Source organism: Pseudomonas sp. TE9122, assembly GCF_056278925.1.
On record NZ_JBWBQI010000001.1, the window covers coordinates 5,363,846 to 5,378,374 of the forward strand.

A 14,529-nucleotide genomic window follows, 5' to 3' on the forward strand; every position below is an offset into this window, starting at 1 on the left:
GAGGGCGTGCGCCCGAAACGTGGACGGAGCATACACAAGCCGATCCCGATGCCAAACTGCTGCCGATCACAATTGCGGGGAAATTTTCCGCCGCTTGCGCACCGCTGCAACCCCTCAGGCGAGACGGGCCGAAGCCTGCAGCCAGTGACCGACCGGTCGTCATCGGCAGCACTTTCATCGGCTAATGCAACGCACGGTTTGCCCGGGCCTGCGGCGCACCCTAGAATGCCCCGATGCGCGATGATCTCTCCCTTCTGCTGAACTCCCTCAACGATGCCCAACGCCAGGCCGTAGCAGCCCCCGTTGGCCGTCAGTTGGTCCTGGCCGGCGCCGGTTCCGGTAAAACCCGAGTGCTGGTGCACCGTATCGCCTGGTTGATCCAGGTCGAAAACGCCTCGCCTCACTCCATCCTGTCGGTGACCTTCACCAACAAGGCCGCTGCCGAGATGCGCCATCGCATCGAGCAGTTGCTGGGCATCAACCCGGCCGGCATGTGGGTCGGCACCTTCCACGGCCTCGCGCACCGCTTGCTGCGGGCGCACTGGCAGGAAGCGGGCCTGAGCCAGACCTTCCAGATTCTCGACAGCGATGACCAGCAACGGCTGGTCAAGCGGGTGATCCGCGAGCTCGGTCTGGACGAGCAACGCTGGCCGGCGCGTCAGGCGCAGTGGTTCATCAACGGCCAGAAAGACGAAGGTCTGCGGCCGCAACACATTCAGGCCAGCGGCGACCTGTTCCTCGCCACCATGCGCGGCATCTACGAAGCCTACGAGGCAGCGTGCCTGCGGGCTGGCGTGATCGACTTCTCCGAACTGCTGCTGCGCGCGCTCGATCTGTGGCGCGATCACCCGGGCCTGCTGGCGCACTACCAAAAGCGCTTCCGCCATATTCTGGTCGACGAATTCCAGGACACCAACGCCGTGCAGTACGCCTGGTTGCGCCTGCTCGGCAAGGGCGGCGACAGCCTGATGGTGGTCGGCGACGACGACCAGTCGATTTACGGCTGGCGCGGGGCGAAGATCGAGAACATCCATCAGTACTCTTCGGACTTCCCGGACTCCGAAACGATTCGTCTGGAACAGAATTACCGCTCCACCGCCGGTATCCTCAAAGCCGCCAACGCGCTGATCGCCAACAACACCGGGCGTCTCGGTAAAGAGCTGTGGACCGACGGTGGCGATGGCGAAGCGATCAACCTGTACGCCGCGTTCAACGAGCATGACGAAGCGCGCTACGTGGTAGAAACCATCGAAAGCGCGCTGAAAACCGGTCTGGCCCGTAGCGATATCGCGATTCTGTACCGCTCCAACGCCCAGTCGCGGGTGCTCGAAGAAGCCCTGCTGCGCGAGCGCATCCCGTACCGCATCTATGGCGGGCAGCGCTTCTTCGAACGCGCGGAAATCAAGAACGCCATGGCCTACCTGCGCTTGCTCGAAGGTCGTGGCAACGACGCGGCGCTGGAGCGAGTGATCAATGTACCGGCGCGGGGCATCGGCGAGAAAACCGTCGAAGCGATCCGCGAGCATGCGCGACACAGCGACGTGTCGATGTGGGAAGCGATGCGCCAACTGGTGGCGAACAAAGGCCTGACCGGGCGCGCCGCGAGTGCGCTCGGTGCGTTTATCGAACTGATCGAGAACCTCGCCGCCAAGTGCGCCGAGATGCCGCTGCACCTGATGACGCAAACCGTCATCGAGCAATCCGGCCTGATCGCTTATCACGAAGCGGAAAAAGGCGAAAAAGGCCAGGCGCGGGTGGAAAACCTTGAGGAACTGGTCAGCGCCGCACGTAACTTCGAGAACACCGAAGAGGACGAAGAACTGACCCCACTGGCGGCGTTCCTCGGCCACGCTTCGCTGGAGGCCGGCGACACTCAGGCCGACGAGCACGAAGACAGCGTGCAGCTGATGACCCTGCACAGCGCCAAAGGCCTGGAATTCCCTTACGTGTTCCTCGTGGGCATGGAAGAAGGCCTGTTCCCGCACAAGATGAGCCTGGAAGAACCGGGGCGTCTCGAGGAAGAACGGCGTCTGGCTTACGTCGGTATCACCCGGGCGATGCAGAATCTGGTCATGACCTACGCCGAAACCCGGCGCCTGTACGGCAGCGAAACCTACAACAAGGTGTCGCGTTTCGTCCGCGAGGTGCCGAAAGGCCTGATCCAGGAAGTGCGCCTGTCCAATAGCGTCAGCCGACCGTTCGGCGGCAACCAGTCGATGAGCGGCAGCAGCCTGTTCAACGGCAGCGAGATTCCGGAAACCGGTTTTGTGCTCGGTCAGGCCGTACGTCACTCGATCTTCGGCGAAGGGGTGATCCTCAACTTCGAAGGTTCCGGCGCCCAGGCCCGGGTGCAGGTGAACTTCAGCGAAGGCAGCAAGTGGCTGATGCTCGGCTATGCCAAGCTGGAAGCGATCTAATCACCGGCACTGAACCCATGTGGGAGCGAGCCTGCTCGCGAAAGCGCTGTGTCATCAAGCAATCATTTGCCTGACACGACACCTTCGCGAGCAGGCTCGCTCCCACAGGTTATGCGACGCAAGTGCATCAATCCCTCTGAACCTATCGCCTTTTCCTACAGACAAAAGTACATCGGCTGATTGCCTCGCCAAGCTGAACGCAACCTGTCAGGCAAAAGCCCGAAACACTCTCTCGCTAGCCAGTAACACTTCAGCTGTGCAACATGGCGCGCGTGTCTCCACAAAACGGGAATACCCTTTATGAAACGTTTTCTTAGCATCGCCATGGCGTTGTGCATCGGCCTGACGATGAGCCTCGACGCCAACGCCAAGCGCTTTGGTGGTGGCAAAAGCGCCGGCGCTGCGCCGACGCACCAGACCAGCCAGATGGCTCCCTCTTCTCCAGGCGTGGGCGGCGCAGCAGCGACCGCTGGCGCTGCCGGTGCTGCTGGCGCCGCGGCCAAGGCCGGCGGTGCTTCGCGCTGGCTCGGCCCATTGGCGGGCATCGCCGCCGGTGGCCTGCTCGCGTCGATGTTCATGGGCGACGGTTTCCAGGGCATGCAGATCTTCGACATCCTGATCATGGCCCTGATCGCGTTCGTGATCTTCCGCTTCATCGCCGCCCGTCGTCGCAAGCAGCAGGAGCAATTCGCTCCGGCCGGCGCGCCGATGCAGCGTGAAGTGTTCGAGCAGAAGCCTGCCGCCATGGGTTCGATCTTCGGTGGTTCGGCTGCTCCGGCTGCCGCCCGTCCAGTGATCAACGCACCGGCCTGGTTCAACGAAGAGCGCTTCCTTGAAGCTGCGCGTAGCCACTTCCAGTCGCTGCAGCAGCACTGGGACGCCAACGAAATGGACAAGATCGCCGAGTTCGTGACCCCGCAAATGCTTGAGTTCCTCAAGCGTGAGCGAGCGGATCTGGGCGATGGCTTCCAGTCGACCTACATCGACAACCTGCAGGTGCAACTGGACGGCGTCGACGATCGTGCCGACAAGACCATCGCCACCCTGACCTTCACCGGCGTGTCGAAAACCTCACGTTTCGACCAGGGCGAAGTCTTCAGCGAAAGCTGGAACATGGAACGTCCGCAGGGCGACAACCAGCCTTGGCTGGTCGCCGGTATCCGCCAGAACGGCTGATCCCTGCTGCGCTTCACTTGCGGTAACAGAACCCCGGCCTCGGCCGGGGTTTTTCATTTCACGGTTGCATCTATGGCGAGCTACTGTATAAACCGGCCCATATAAACCGCGCCATTCAGCAAGAGGATCCCGGACGTGGAAGAAATCATCGAACAACTGCGCGAAGCCAACGAACCCGTACCGGTTCCTTTGGAATTGCCTGACGAAGACCTGCTGGTGGAAATCGAAGAACAACTGTTCATCGACATTCCGTTCGTCTTCAAAGAATTTTTGCTGACCGTCAGCGATGTGGTCTATGGCAGCCTCGAGCCGGTGACCGTCACTGATCCGCAATCGCACACTTATCTGCCGGACGTGGCAGCCAATGCATGGGACGTGGGTGTTGATCGCAGCTTGATCCCGATCTGTCAGGACGGCGATGACTACTACTGTGTCGAAGAAGACGGCACCGTGGTGCTGTGGCAGGCCGAAGAAGAACTGATTGCTGAAGAAACCTGGGAATCGGTGTGGCACTGGGCGCGGGACGTCTGGCTGGAAAGCTGAGCCGCCAAACGCCCCTGTGGGTCAATGCCCCGACGATTCCTTATGGTTGTCGAGGGTTTCCAGCAAGGCCACCTGCATCCGCGTATGCACGCGGATGAACCAGCGCCAGAGCAGCGCCGCTACGGCGGCCGCCACGACTGCGATCAGCACCAGCAGCTTGTTGGTCGGCAGGATACTGGCCGACAAGGCTGCCAACAGCAGGAAAATCACCAGCAGCGAGAGAATCGGGATCACTTCGGCGATCACCCGGCGCACTCGCTGTGTGTGACGCCCGGCCATCTCCGGCTTGACGCCCATTTCCGCCAGCAGCATCGACAGCGCCTTGAGCTTGCGATAAGCCGCAATCAGGAACGGTAGCGAGACCAGCAACGCACCGCCCCAGATCAGTGCCTTCTGCCAGCTCGGATCGCTGATCCAGTCCTGCAGCCACAACGAGATGCGCTCGGCGAAGTATGCGCCGGCAAAGAAGATCGCAATCACCAGCGCCAGATTGACCCCGACCTGCAACAGGATCCGCCGGATCATCGACGCCAGTAGCGCGCCCTCACCTTGCGGTTGGATGCTGCGCAACCATTCGCCATACATGCCGAGTACACGCCCTAGACGCTTGGGCACGACTGCCGAGAGCTTGATCGACAACGGATCCGCCGCGCGGATCAGATACGGTGTCAGCAGTGTGGTGATCACCGACACGGCTACAGCGACCGGGTAGAGGAAGTTGCTGGTCACCTGCAAGGTCATGCCTAGCGCGGCGATGATGAAGGAAAATTCGCCAATCTGTGACAGACCCATGCCGACTCGCAGCGAAGTCCGTCCGTCGTTGCCGGCGATAAACGCACCGAGGCCGCAGGACAACATCTTGCCCAGCACTACGGCCACGGTAATTACCGCAATCGGCCAGGCGTATTCGATGAGAATCAGCGGGTCGAGCATCAGCCCGATGGCGACGAAAAAGATTGCGCTGAACAGATCGCGAACCGGCTCGACCAGCCGTTCGATTTTCAGCAATTGCCGGGACTCGGCCATGATCGCGCCGATCAGGAAAGCGCCGAGAACCATGCTGTATTCGAGCTTGACCACCAGCAGACAGAAGCCGAAACACAGGCCGAGCACGGTGATCAGCAGCATCTCGTTGCTTTCGAATTTCGCCACATAAGCCAACAGACGCGGCACCAGCAGGATGCCGATGACCAGCGCGACGATCATGAACAGCGACAGCTTGCCGACCGTGGAGAACACTTCGCCCGAGCTCACCGTGCCGCTGACGGCGATGCTCGACAGCAGCGCAATGATGCCGATGCCAAGGATGTCCTCGACAATGAGCACACCGAAGATCAACTGCGCGAAGCGCTCGTTCTTCATCTTCAGGTCATTCAGCGCTTTGACGATGATCGTGGTGGAGGAGATCGCCAGAATCGCGCCGAGGAACAACGAATCCATGGTGTTCCAGTCGAACCAGCGGCCGATTTCGTAGCCGATCCAGATCATCAGGATGATTTCGAGAAACGCGGCAATGAACGCCGTGGCGCCGACCTTGAACAGCTTGCGCAGGCTGAACTCCAGACCAAGGCAGAACATCAGGAAGATCACCCCGAGTTCGGCCAGGGTCTTGATGGTTTCTTCGTCGTGAATCAGGCCGAACGGCGGCGTATGCGGGCCGATGATGAAGCCGGCGACGATGTAGCCGAGCACCACCGGTTGTTTGAAACGATGAAACAGTACGGTTACCACGCCCGCGACCAGCATGATCACTGCCAGATCCTGAATAAAACTGATGGCATGCATGGCGTAGGCTCCTTGATGACGAGGCGCGCGGACAGACGTAAGACGTTCTGCGCGAGCAGGGTAAAAATCCGCTTTTAATGTAGGAATTGCCCTTGGGCAGGGCTTTTGCAGGTTAACACCGCGACTTCGCTCTGGAAGCCGGTGCAATATATGGAAACAGATCGCTACCGGCGTGACGGCGGCCCGCCGCGCGGCGTCCCGATAACGGTGCTTTTTGAAAAGCCACCAGGTGCCCGCAGAGGCGCTTCCTGCAATCAGCCTTGATCCGTGAGAACGTTATGGAACCCGGAAACGCCCAGCTGTCGATGACGGTACTGATGACCCCCGACATGGCCAACTTCTCTGGCAATGTCCACGGCGGCACCCTGCTCAAATACCTCGACGAAGTGGCCTACGCCTGCGCCAGCCGTTATGCCGGGCGCTACGTGGTGACCCTGTCCGTGGATCAGGTGATTTTCCGCGAGCCGATTCATGTCGGCGAACTGGTGACGTTCCTGGCCTCGGTCAACTACACCGGCAACACGTCGATGGAAGTTGGCATTAAAGTGGTCACCGAAAACATCCGCGAACGCTCGGTGCGCCACACCAACAGCTGCTTCTTCACCATGGTCGCGGTGGATGATCAGCGCAAACCGGCCGCCGTGCCGCCGTTGCAACCGCAGAACAGCGAAGACAAACGCCGCTTCATGCAGGCGCAGCAGCGCCGGCAGATTCGTCAGGAACTGGAGAAGCGTTATCAGGAGATCAAGGGCGACGCCTGAGACCAAAAAGCAAAAGATCGCAGCCTTCGGCAGCTCCTACATTTTGGAATGCAAACCCATGTAGGAGCTGCAGAAGGCTGCGATCTTTTTTGAACAACGACGAGATTAAAGACTGATCGCGGTCGCCTCGAATTTCACCCGCGGATGCGCAATGCGATCCTGCGCCCGCACAAGTTGCAGCTCGTAACTGGCGCACGCCTGGGTTTCCAGCAACACCTCATGCACTGCCGCTGCGGTGAATTCGAATGCCGCCAACAGCGTGTCGCCCAGCAGTACCCGCGCCAGGAACAGGCCGGATGTCAGATCGCCCACCCCCACCGGCTGACGCGGAAACGCCAGCAAGGGACGGCGCAAATGCCAACTGCCCTCAGCCGTCACCAACAACATTTCGAAGCCATCCGCCGGTTTGCCCGGATAATCCAGATGCTTGACCAGTACCGCTTTCGGTCCGCGCGCCAGCAGCGCCCGTGCCATCGCCAGGCAATCGAACAGCGACTGCGGCTTGCGCCCGGAAAAACTGTCCAGCTCCAACTGGTTCGGGCACATGATGTCCGCCACGGCAGCCGCTTCATCGAGAAGGAAATCGCTGACCTCGGTGGGCACGCTGCAGCCTTTCTCCGGATGGCCCATCACCGGATCACACAGATACAGCATCTTTGGATTGACCGCTTTGATCCGCGCCACACCGCTGAGAATCGCCCGGCCCTGCGCGGCGCTACCGAGATAGCCGGACAGCACCGCGTCGCAATTGCCCAGCTCGCCAATCGCAGCGATGCCTTCGATCAGCTCGGGAATCTGCTGCGGTGCCAGCACTTCACCGGCCCACTGACCATACTGGGTGTGGTTGGAAAACTGCACGGTGTTGAGCGGCCAGACGTTGACCCCGACCCGCTGCATCGGAAAAACCGCAGCGCTGTTGCCGGCGTGGCCAAACACCACGTGGGACTGGATGGCGAGCAGATGAGGCGTACGTTTCATTCGGGTCATTCCGTAAAACGATTGAAATTCAAGCCGCGCAGTATGCGACGAAACACAGCCTGTACGACAGACCGGCGAGACAGTTAAGCTGACGCCATCTTTTGGAGTTCGATGTCGATGCTGACCCTGGAAAACATCTTCGTGCTGATGCTGTTCGCCGCCGCCGGTGCCTGGCTATGGCACAACCACGGCTTGCGCGAGCGCGCGCTGGAGCGGGTCAAACAGCATTGCACCAATGTTGGCGTCGAGCTGCTGGACGGTAACGTCGCGCTGAAAAAGATCGGGCTGATCAGGGATGCCAACGGTCGCCGACGACTGGCGCGGGTCTACAACTTCGAGTTCACCGTGACTGGCGAAAGCCGCCACAACGGCACCGTCACCCAGTTCGGCGCGCACAGTGCGCAGATTGAACTGGCACCCTACCCGGCGCCGTTCGACGACACGCCGCCGGTGGTCGAAGTGCACAAGCCTCGCGCAGAAGTCATCGAGCTGAGCCAGTGGCGCCAGGAACATACCAAGTGGAAGCCTTGAGCTGACTCACTGAATCCGGCATTCAGCCAAACCGGCTTGCAGCTGTTCGATGTTCTGCGGTTCAGCGAAGATCAGCTCAATTCTTGAGTCTTTTCGCCATTCGCTGGCTTGCCAACTCAGCTCGGCATGCTCCAGCGCATTGCCCGAAACCCAGCCATCCGTGCTGTGGATAACCAGTTTCGCCCGGTTCCAGTCGAGCGCGCTCAGCCAATCGGCGATGCGTGCTTGATCAAATACCTGCCCCGGATGCCAGCGCCAACCGATGCTCCAGCCCCCCTCTTGAGCCTGACTCAGGCAGATCGGTTCGGCCGGATCGCTCCAGAGCGCTGGCAGCTGTGCCAATCCAGTGGGCAGCGGCAGATGCCCTGCGTCTTCGTTCGCCTTTACTGCCAGCCCCGGAAGCTCGCTCAGAGGCAGTTGCGCTTGCTGCGTCCAGATCAGCCTGACGGGCGGCAACTGGCTGGCGATTCTGTTTCGAGCTGTTTCATCGAGATCTTCCGCTTTGTTCAGCAGCAACAACCCCGCACTGGCCAACGCTTGCTGCTGAGCGTCCGGCAAGGCTCTACCTGCGTGCAATGCCTGAGCGTCCAAAACCAGAACACAGGGCTGAACCGCCAGCACACCCAGCCACGGCGCCTCATTCAGTTGCTTGAGCAATTGCGCCGGATGGCCCAGCCCGGATGGCTCGATAAACAGTCGATCCGGCCTGGCCTTGCGCAGCAGGCGGCCAAGGCCGATCTGGAATGGCGCGCCATTGACGCAACACAGGCAGCCCCCGGCCACCTCACCCAGTGCGATACCATCGTCGTCGCGAGTCAGCAGCGCGGCGTCCAGACCAATCTGGCCGAACTCGTTGATCAGTACCGCCCAGCGTTCGTCCGCAGGCCGTTGCGCCAGCAACTGGCGAATCAGGCTGGTCTTGCCGGCGCCCAACGGGCCGGCGATGACGTGGGTCGGAATGTTCTGCAACATGGCGGGTACTTTCTGCGGACAGTTATTGAGGAGATCGAAGATGCGCTGGTCGGGATGGTCGTTGCTGTTGGCGCTGCTGTCGAGTGAAGCGTGGGCTCAGGCCTGCGTGGTGCACACACAGGGCGAACGGCTCGACGTCAAAGTCTGTCAGCAGAACCGGACGATTCCGCAGAAATTGTTCAATGACGGCTTCTGCCAACCGACGCTGGCCGGGCAGAAGGTCGAGGTGGAATACGTCGACCAGTGCCCGAGCGGCGCTTTCGGCGTGTGCAGCAACGCGCAAGTCGCCAATATGCCCTATCGCCAGGATATCCACTATTACGGCGTGGCCACCGATACGGCGTATCTCAAGCCATATTGCGAAGGCCAGAGCCAGGGCGTCTGGCGCAAGCCCTGATGTGTCAGCCGAGCCAGTCGAGGGTCAGCAACAGACGGCGCTCACCGGGTGCCGGTTGCGGCGAACGATGGATCAGGCCGAAGCCTTCATTGCCGTGCCACTTTTCGCCTTTGAGCAGCGCGACGTCGCCGCTGTTGAGCTGGCGAATCGACGCTGGATCTTGCGGTTCGGCATCGGCCTGGCCAAGTTGCGCGCGGTCCATCGCACCCTCCTCAAGCCATTGGCTGCCGATGCCAGCGTAAGTAGTGATCAGGCGCACCGGCACGTGATCGACGTGGAAACGCGGACACATGGCCTTGTCCAGCACGCGCAAACGCACGCCAATACGCCGCGCGCCCAGCAGGCAGGTGAAGGCACTGATCAGCCATTTGAGGTCGCTGATGAAACCTTCGAAACCGTGCAGATCACGCAGCCCTGCAGCCAGACCGGCGAGATCCGGTTCGGCATCTTCGTCGGGCAATTCCAGACACAGCGACTCGGCCAAGGGCTCGTTGAGCGACAGCACCAATTGCGCAAAATCGGCGATGTGCACGGGTAGCTGGCGTTGCCAGACGGCGAGATTGGTCTGGTCGTCCAGGATTCGCGTCAACGTTTGCGGTGTCACACCCTGGTGCTGCTGACGGGTAAGAAGCGGCTGATCCTTGAGTGCGAGCATCAGGCGGCCTCTTCTTGCCAAGGGCCGAATGGATCAGGCAGCGAACGCCAGCCTTCTACACCCATGGCCATTTCTTCGTCGGTCAAAAGACAGGCATCGAGTTCGGCGGAGAGCTGTAGGAAATCGATGTTCTGACCAATGAAAACCAGCTCCTGGCGGCAATCTCCTACGCTTGGAGTCCAGTTTTCCATGATCGCCTGCACGCTTTCCTGATCTTCGGGCCATTGATTCTTTGCTACGAAACGCCACCAGCGCCCGGCGAATCCATGCCGCATCAAACCGCCGGCTTGAGACCAGCTACCGGCATCGGTGGGTTTGCTGGCGAGCCAGAAGAAGCCTTTGGAGCGCAGCAGCTTGCCGTTCAGCCATGGGCGGTCAATGAAGCTGAAAAAGCGTTGCGGGTGGAATGGCCGGCGCGCGCGGTAGGCCGTCGAGGCGATGCCGTATTCCTGTGTTTCCGGGACGTGCTCACCGCGCAATTCCTGCAGCCACCCAGGCGCTTGTGCGGCCTTCTCGAAATCGAAACGACCGGTGTTGAGGATTTTCTCCAGGGGGATTTCGCCCATCACCATTGGAATGATTTCAGCCTGGGCATTGAGGCGCTTGAGGATCGCGGTAAGTTCTTCGCGCTCGTGCTGGCTGATCAGGTCGATTTTGCTGATCAGCAGGACGTCGGCGAACTCGATCTGCTCGATCAACAGATCGGTGATGGAACGCTCGTCTTCTTCACCGAGAATCTCGCCGCGAGAGGCAAGGCTTTCGGCCGCTTGGTAATCGAGCAGGAAATGCACGCCGTCGACGACCGTGACCATGGTGTCCAGGCGCGCGATGTCGGCGAGGCTTTGCCCTTGTTCATCGCGGAAGGTGAAGGTTTCAGCGACCGGAAGCGGTTCGGAAATGCCAGTGGACTCGATCAGCAGGTAATCAAAACGATCCTCGCGGGCGAGTTTGCTGACTTCTTCAAGGAGGTCTTCACGTAACGTACAGCAGATACAGCCATTGCTCATTTCGATGAGTTTTTCCTCCGCGCGGTTCAGGCTGACATCACGCTGGACTTCACTGCCATCGATGTTGATTTCGCTCATATCGTTGACGATCACCGCTACACGCAAGCCGTCTCGGTTACGTAGTACGTAATTCAAAAGTGTACTTTTTCCCGCGCCGAGAAATCCGGAAAGTACGGTGACGGGCAATTTGGCTGACATTGGATAATCCTCATAAATGGCAGCCGATTTGCGCTTTCAGGTGTGCGCTTGGCGTGTTGCGCTCCATTACTCGGGGCAATGAAGGCAAACGATTGTGATCGGCAGCTCAGGCTGGTGGCGATTTATGTTATAGTATAACAACCTGAGCTTGCCAGTCCGACGCAGGAGATTTCGCAAATTGCCGCACCACCGATCGTGGAAACTCGCAATTAACAATGGGTTGAAATACCTGCTTTTGAGCTGCGCTACGTCGCTGGCCGGCCAAGCCCAAGCGCAAATGCCGGCGCTCGCGCACTGCACGCGCAGCGCTAATTTGCTGGCATGTGTGGACGCCGACGGCAATGCCTATAGCGTCAATACGGTCGGCACCACGCTTTACCTGCGCGGATTCGAGAAGGACGGCCATCGCTATTGGGCGCAAACCAACAGCCGCTTCGGCCAATTAACCTTTTTTACCGGCATCGCCTCCGATGGCGAGGCTTGGGTTGGCTATACCCGTCGTGTCGGCTGGACGACCATCAACCGTTTTTCCAGCTCGGGAGGGAGCAGCGCCAGATTCACTTGCAGCCGGATGAGGGGCTGCTAGTGAAAACCTTTTCATGAAAAAAGCATCGCTGAATGGATTGTTATAATGTAACGTAAATAGAGATCAATACGACGGTCTCACCATGAATGCTCTTACTCTCCCGGATATCGCCGCCCAATCTTCGCGCCAGGCACTGCCACTCGATTGGGTAGGCATGCGTGGGATTGCCCTACCTGTTGTGCTCGAAAGCCAACGCCTCAGCGCCAGAGTCGACGCTGGCGTGAGTCTCGATGATGGCGATGCGCGCGGGATTCACATGTCGAGGCTGTATCTGGCACTCGAAGCCCTCGAACAGCGAAGCCTTTCTCCCGCTCTGCTGCATCAGGTACTCAAGGGTTTTCTGGTAAGTCACCAAGGTCTATCCGTCTGCGCATATCTGAACATTCACACCGACTTATTGCTGAAACGGCCGGCGTTAGTCAGCCCCCTAGCCGGCTGGAAATCCTATCCGACAACCATTTCAGCAAGCCTGAAACAGCAAATGTTCCACGTGGAACTAAAACTCGAATTGCCCTATTCCTCGACATGCCCCTGCTCGGCAGCCTTGGCAAGGCAATTGATCCAGCAGCAATTCGTCGACGATTTCGCCAACAAGGCTCTGCAACACGCAGATGTTTTGGCATGGCTTGGCTCAACCAAAGGGATCGTAGCGACGCCGCACAGCCAACGTAGCTATGCGCAACTGCACCTGCATCTCGACAATTTCATCGACGAGCTACCGCTGACAGCGATCATCGATGACGCTGAAGCAGCCCTCGGCACAGCCGTGCAGACCGCAGTAAAGCGCCCCGACGAGCAAGCGTTCGCTCTCGCCAATGGGCAAAACCTGATGTTCTGCGAAGACGCCGCGCGCCGCCTCAATCTGGCACTGCAGCGCACGCCCGGCATCAAACAATTGCATATCCGCGTGATCCACGCCGAAAGCCTGCATGCCCATGATGCCGTCGCCGAAAGCAGCTGGCAGCGGGAGCAAATATGATCCGCTGCCAATCGCTGGTCTGGGGCGCTCCCGGCCAACCGCTGACGACGCCTCTGAGTCTTGAGTTCGAGAGCGCCAGTCTGACCGCCATCATCGGCGCCAACGGCTGCGGCAAAAGCAGCCTGCTAAAGGTCATCGCCGGATTGCAGAAGCCTCTCGCTGGCAAAGTGGAAATGGCTGTTCCACGCCAAAGCGGAATTTCCTTTCTGCCGCAGCAACAGCACTTGGATCGGCAATTTCCAATAAACCTGGAAGAACTCATCGCCGCAGGTTTCTGGGGCCGCCGGCTGTCGACGCAACTGCGCACGCAGCGACTGAAAAACGCATTGGAAGACTGGCACTTGAGTGGCCTCGAACAGCGTCCGTTGATGGCCCTGTCCGGCGGTGAGCTACAACGTGCCCTGCTCGCACGACTGAGCCTCGCTGACGCCCCGGTGCTGTTGCTCGATGAACCGCACGCCGCACTCGACGATCTCGGCCAGCAATTGCTCTGGCAACACATTCACCACTGGCACGCCGAGGGCCGGACACTGGTCGTGGTCTGCCATGACCTGGCGGCGGTACGAGAACATGTTCCGCATACGCTGCTGATCAAAAACGGCCACTGCGTGTACGGAACCAGCCGAGAACTGATCCAGCCGACACCGCACATGCAGGTCGCCTGATGCTCGCCACCGTCAGCCAATTCTGGCAGCCGTTCAGCGAGTTTGTGTTCATGCGCCGGGCCTTGCTAGGCGGCTTAGTGTTGGCGTGCAGCACGGCGCCCTTGGGCGTGTTTCTGATTCTCAGACGGATGAGCCTGATCGGCGACGCTGTCGCCCACGGCATTCTCCCTGGTGCAGCGCTGGGATTCTGGTTTGCCGGTTTGAGCCTTCCTGCCCTGACGCTCGGCGGCCTCGGCGCCGGCCTGAGCATGGCCGGACTTGCAGCCTGGATAACCCGGCGTACGGGTTTGCGCGAGGACGCCAGTCTCGCCGCGATCTATCCGATTTCACTCGCCAGCGGCGTGCTGATTCTCGGTATTGCCGGCAAGCGCCTCGACCTTCTGCACTTGCTGTTCGGTTCGGCGCTAGCCGTGGATGGACCTACGCTGACCGGCATGCTTTGGGTCTCGGCCATCAGCCTCATGGCCATGGCGGCGATCTACAAACCCCTGCTGCTGGACACACTCGACCCGCTGTTCTTGCGCACAGTCAGCCGTATCGGGCCACTGGCTCATGGCGTGTTCCTGACTCTGGTCGTGCTGAATCTGGTGATCGGTTTTCAGGCCATCGGCGCGCTGATGGTAGTGGGACTGATGATGCTTCCGGCTGCCGCGTCGAGATTCTGGAGTCGTCGTCTGCCGATACTGATTGCCGTCGCCGCCGTCATGGGCTGCGTGTCTGTGTGGCTGGGCTTGCTGCTGTCGTTCTACTACTCGCTGCCCAGCGGCCCGGCCATCGTGCTGGTCGCGGGGGTCAGCTATCTGCTGTCGGTGGTGTTTGGACCGGTTCACGGTTTGCTGCGCCGCCCGCCTTTGCTCACATCCCAATGAGGTGTTTCCC

15 protein-coding genes are annotated in these 14,529 nt (G+C 60.0%); 10 read left to right on the plus strand and 5 right to left on the minus strand.

All coding sequences use genetic code 11. The features are described from left to right. Positions 1-233: 233 nt before the first annotated feature. From uvrD to ACZ9BE_RS24285, 3 genes are all read left to right on the plus strand, one after another. On the plus strand, positions 234-2,417 hold the full coding sequence (gene uvrD, locus ACZ9BE_RS24275; protein WP_095181201.1) for a DNA helicase II: 2,184 nt from the start codon (positions 234-236) through the stop codon (positions 2,415-2,417). 300 nt (positions 2,418-2,717) lie between these two features. Next, a complete protein-coding gene (locus tag ACZ9BE_RS24280) occupies positions 2,718-3,593 on the plus strand; it encodes a Tim44 domain-containing protein (protein WP_016772449.1) in 876 nt (291 codons plus the stop codon). A 135-nt stretch (positions 3,594-3,728) separates the two neighbouring features. Continuing rightward, complete coding sequence (locus tag ACZ9BE_RS24285; RefSeq protein ID WP_038359443.1) at positions 3,729-4,136, plus strand: SMI1/KNR4 family protein; 408 nt, start codon at positions 3,729-3,731, stop codon at positions 4,134-4,136. A 21-nt stretch (positions 4,137-4,157) separates the two neighbouring features. Here ACZ9BE_RS24285 and ACZ9BE_RS24290 read toward each other — a convergent pair whose 3' ends face one another. After that, positions 4,158-5,921: a cation:proton antiporter gene (locus ACZ9BE_RS24290; RefSeq protein WP_041476574.1), complete on the minus strand. Its 1,764-nt coding sequence runs from the start codon at positions 5,919-5,921 to the stop codon at positions 4,158-4,160. 278 nt (positions 5,922-6,199) lie between these two features. Here ACZ9BE_RS24290 and ACZ9BE_RS24295 point away from each other — a divergent pair, with 278 nt between their 5' ends. Beyond that, positions 6,200-6,682 (plus strand): acyl-CoA thioesterase, encoded by a 483-nt coding sequence (locus ACZ9BE_RS24295; protein ID WP_016772447.1) that lies wholly within the window; start codon positions 6,200-6,202, stop codon positions 6,680-6,682. A 105-nt stretch (positions 6,683-6,787) separates the two neighbouring features. Here the strand turns inward: ACZ9BE_RS24295 and pdxY are convergent, their stop codons facing one another. Continuing rightward, complete coding sequence (gene pdxY / locus ACZ9BE_RS24300) at positions 6,788-7,660, minus strand: pyridoxal kinase PdxY (protein WP_041476573.1); 873 nt, start codon at positions 7,658-7,660, stop codon at positions 6,788-6,790. 117 nt (positions 7,661-7,777) lie between these two features. On the opposite strand from pdxY, the gene ACZ9BE_RS24305 reads away from it, so the two are divergent. Further along, positions 7,778-8,191 (plus strand): DUF3301 domain-containing protein, encoded by a 414-nt coding sequence (locus tag ACZ9BE_RS24305; RefSeq protein ID WP_038861179.1) that lies wholly within the window; start codon positions 7,778-7,780, stop codon positions 8,189-8,191. A gap of 6 nt (positions 8,192-8,197) precedes the next feature. On the opposite strand, the gene ACZ9BE_RS24310 is transcribed toward ACZ9BE_RS24305, so the two are convergent. Then, positions 8,198-9,163 carry a CobW family GTP-binding protein gene (locus tag ACZ9BE_RS24310; protein WP_305381815.1) on the minus strand — a complete coding sequence of 322 codons (966 nt, stop codon included), beginning with the start codon at positions 9,161-9,163 and terminating at the stop codon, positions 8,198-8,200. A 40-nt stretch (positions 9,164-9,203) separates the two neighbouring features. On the opposite strand from ACZ9BE_RS24310, the gene ACZ9BE_RS24315 reads away from it, so the two are divergent. After that, positions 9,204-9,560, plus strand: coding sequence for an NADH:ubiquinone oxidoreductase (locus ACZ9BE_RS24315; protein WP_310218653.1), 357 nt, complete (start codon positions 9,204-9,206; stop codon positions 9,558-9,560). Between the two features lie 4 nt (positions 9,561-9,564). On the opposite strand, the gene ACZ9BE_RS24320 is transcribed toward ACZ9BE_RS24315, so the two are convergent. Then, on the minus strand, positions 9,565-10,215 hold the full coding sequence (locus ACZ9BE_RS24320; RefSeq protein ID WP_252877144.1) for a DUF1826 domain-containing protein: 651 nt from the start codon (positions 10,213-10,215) through the stop codon (positions 9,565-9,567). Next, complete coding sequence (zigA, locus tag ACZ9BE_RS24325; protein ID WP_476250020.1) at positions 10,215-11,420, minus strand: zinc metallochaperone GTPase ZigA; 1,206 nt, start codon at positions 11,418-11,420, stop codon at positions 10,215-10,217. The genes ACZ9BE_RS24320 and zigA overlap by 1 nt, the downstream gene beginning before the upstream one ends. A 277-nt stretch (positions 11,421-11,697) precedes the next feature. Here zigA and ACZ9BE_RS24330 point away from each other — a divergent pair, with 277 nt between their 5' ends. The 4 genes from ACZ9BE_RS24330 to ACZ9BE_RS24345 all read left to right on the plus strand — a co-directional run bounded on the left by ACZ9BE_RS24330 (position 11,698) and on the right by ACZ9BE_RS24345 (position 14,519). After that, on the plus strand, positions 11,698-12,006 hold the full coding sequence (locus tag ACZ9BE_RS24330; RefSeq protein WP_476250154.1) for a glutamine synthetase: 309 nt from the start codon (positions 11,698-11,700) through the stop codon (positions 12,004-12,006). A gap of 82 nt (positions 12,007-12,088) precedes the next feature. Next, positions 12,089-12,985 (plus strand): GTP cyclohydrolase FolE2, encoded by an 897-nt coding sequence (folE2, locus tag ACZ9BE_RS24335; protein WP_476250021.1) that lies wholly within the window; start codon positions 12,089-12,091, stop codon positions 12,983-12,985. Beyond that, positions 12,982-13,650, plus strand: coding sequence for a metal ABC transporter ATP-binding protein (locus ACZ9BE_RS24340; RefSeq protein ID WP_457264863.1), 669 nt, complete (start codon positions 12,982-12,984; stop codon positions 13,648-13,650). The genes folE2 and ACZ9BE_RS24340 overlap by 4 nt, the downstream gene beginning before the upstream one ends. Beyond that, positions 13,650-14,519 carry a metal ABC transporter permease gene (locus tag ACZ9BE_RS24345; RefSeq protein ID WP_476250022.1) on the plus strand — a complete coding sequence of 290 codons (870 nt, stop codon included), beginning with the start codon at positions 13,650-13,652 and terminating at the stop codon, positions 14,517-14,519. Before ACZ9BE_RS24340 ends, ACZ9BE_RS24345 begins: the two co-directional genes overlap by 1 nt. Positions 14,520-14,529 lie beyond the last annotated feature (10 nt).

What these genes read in the sequence shown, in the direction of transcription:
- pdxY (WP_041476573.1), bottom strand. Translation starts at nt 7,660, where the DNA reads ATGAAACGTACGCCTCATCTGCTCGCCATCCAGTCCCACGTGGTGTTT.
- ACZ9BE_RS24280 (WP_016772449.1), top strand. Translation starts at nt 2,718, where the DNA reads ATGAAACGTTTTCTTAGCATCGCCATGGCGTTGTGCATCGGCCTGACG.
- ACZ9BE_RS24345 (WP_476250022.1), top strand. Translation starts at nt 13,650, where the DNA reads ATGCTCGCCACCGTCAGCCAATTCTGGCAGCCGTTCAGCGAGTTTGTG.
- ACZ9BE_RS24340 (WP_457264863.1), top strand. Translation starts at nt 12,982, where the DNA reads ATGATCCGCTGCCAATCGCTGGTCTGGGGCGCTCCCGGCCAACCGCTG.
- ACZ9BE_RS24295 (WP_016772447.1), top strand. Translation starts at nt 6,200, where the DNA reads ATGGAACCCGGAAACGCCCAGCTGTCGATGACGGTACTGATGACCCCC.
- ACZ9BE_RS24320 (WP_252877144.1), bottom strand. Translation starts at nt 10,215, where the DNA reads ATGCTCGCACTCAAGGATCAGCCGCTTCTTACCCGTCAGCAGCACCAG.
- ACZ9BE_RS24330 (WP_476250154.1), top strand. Translation starts at nt 11,698, where the DNA reads ATGCCGGCGCTCGCGCACTGCACGCGCAGCGCTAATTTGCTGGCATGT.
- folE2 (WP_476250021.1), top strand. Translation starts at nt 12,089, where the DNA reads ATGAATGCTCTTACTCTCCCGGATATCGCCGCCCAATCTTCGCGCCAG.
- ACZ9BE_RS24315 (WP_310218653.1), top strand. Translation starts at nt 9,204, where the DNA reads ATGCGCTGGTCGGGATGGTCGTTGCTGTTGGCGCTGCTGTCGAGTGAA.
- ACZ9BE_RS24310 (WP_305381815.1), bottom strand. Translation starts at nt 9,163, where the DNA reads ATGTTGCAGAACATTCCGACCCACGTCATCGCCGGCCCGTTGGGCGCC.
- zigA (WP_476250020.1), bottom strand. Translation starts at nt 11,420, where the DNA reads ATGTCAGCCAAATTGCCCGTCACCGTACTTTCCGGATTTCTCGGCGCG.
- uvrD (WP_095181201.1), top strand. Translation starts at nt 234, where the DNA reads ATGCGCGATGATCTCTCCCTTCTGCTGAACTCCCTCAACGATGCCCAA.
- ACZ9BE_RS24290 (WP_041476574.1), bottom strand. Translation starts at nt 5,921, where the DNA reads ATGCATGCCATCAGTTTTATTCAGGATCTGGCAGTGATCATGCTGGTC.
- ACZ9BE_RS24305 (WP_038861179.1), top strand. Translation starts at nt 7,778, where the DNA reads ATGCTGACCCTGGAAAACATCTTCGTGCTGATGCTGTTCGCCGCCGCC.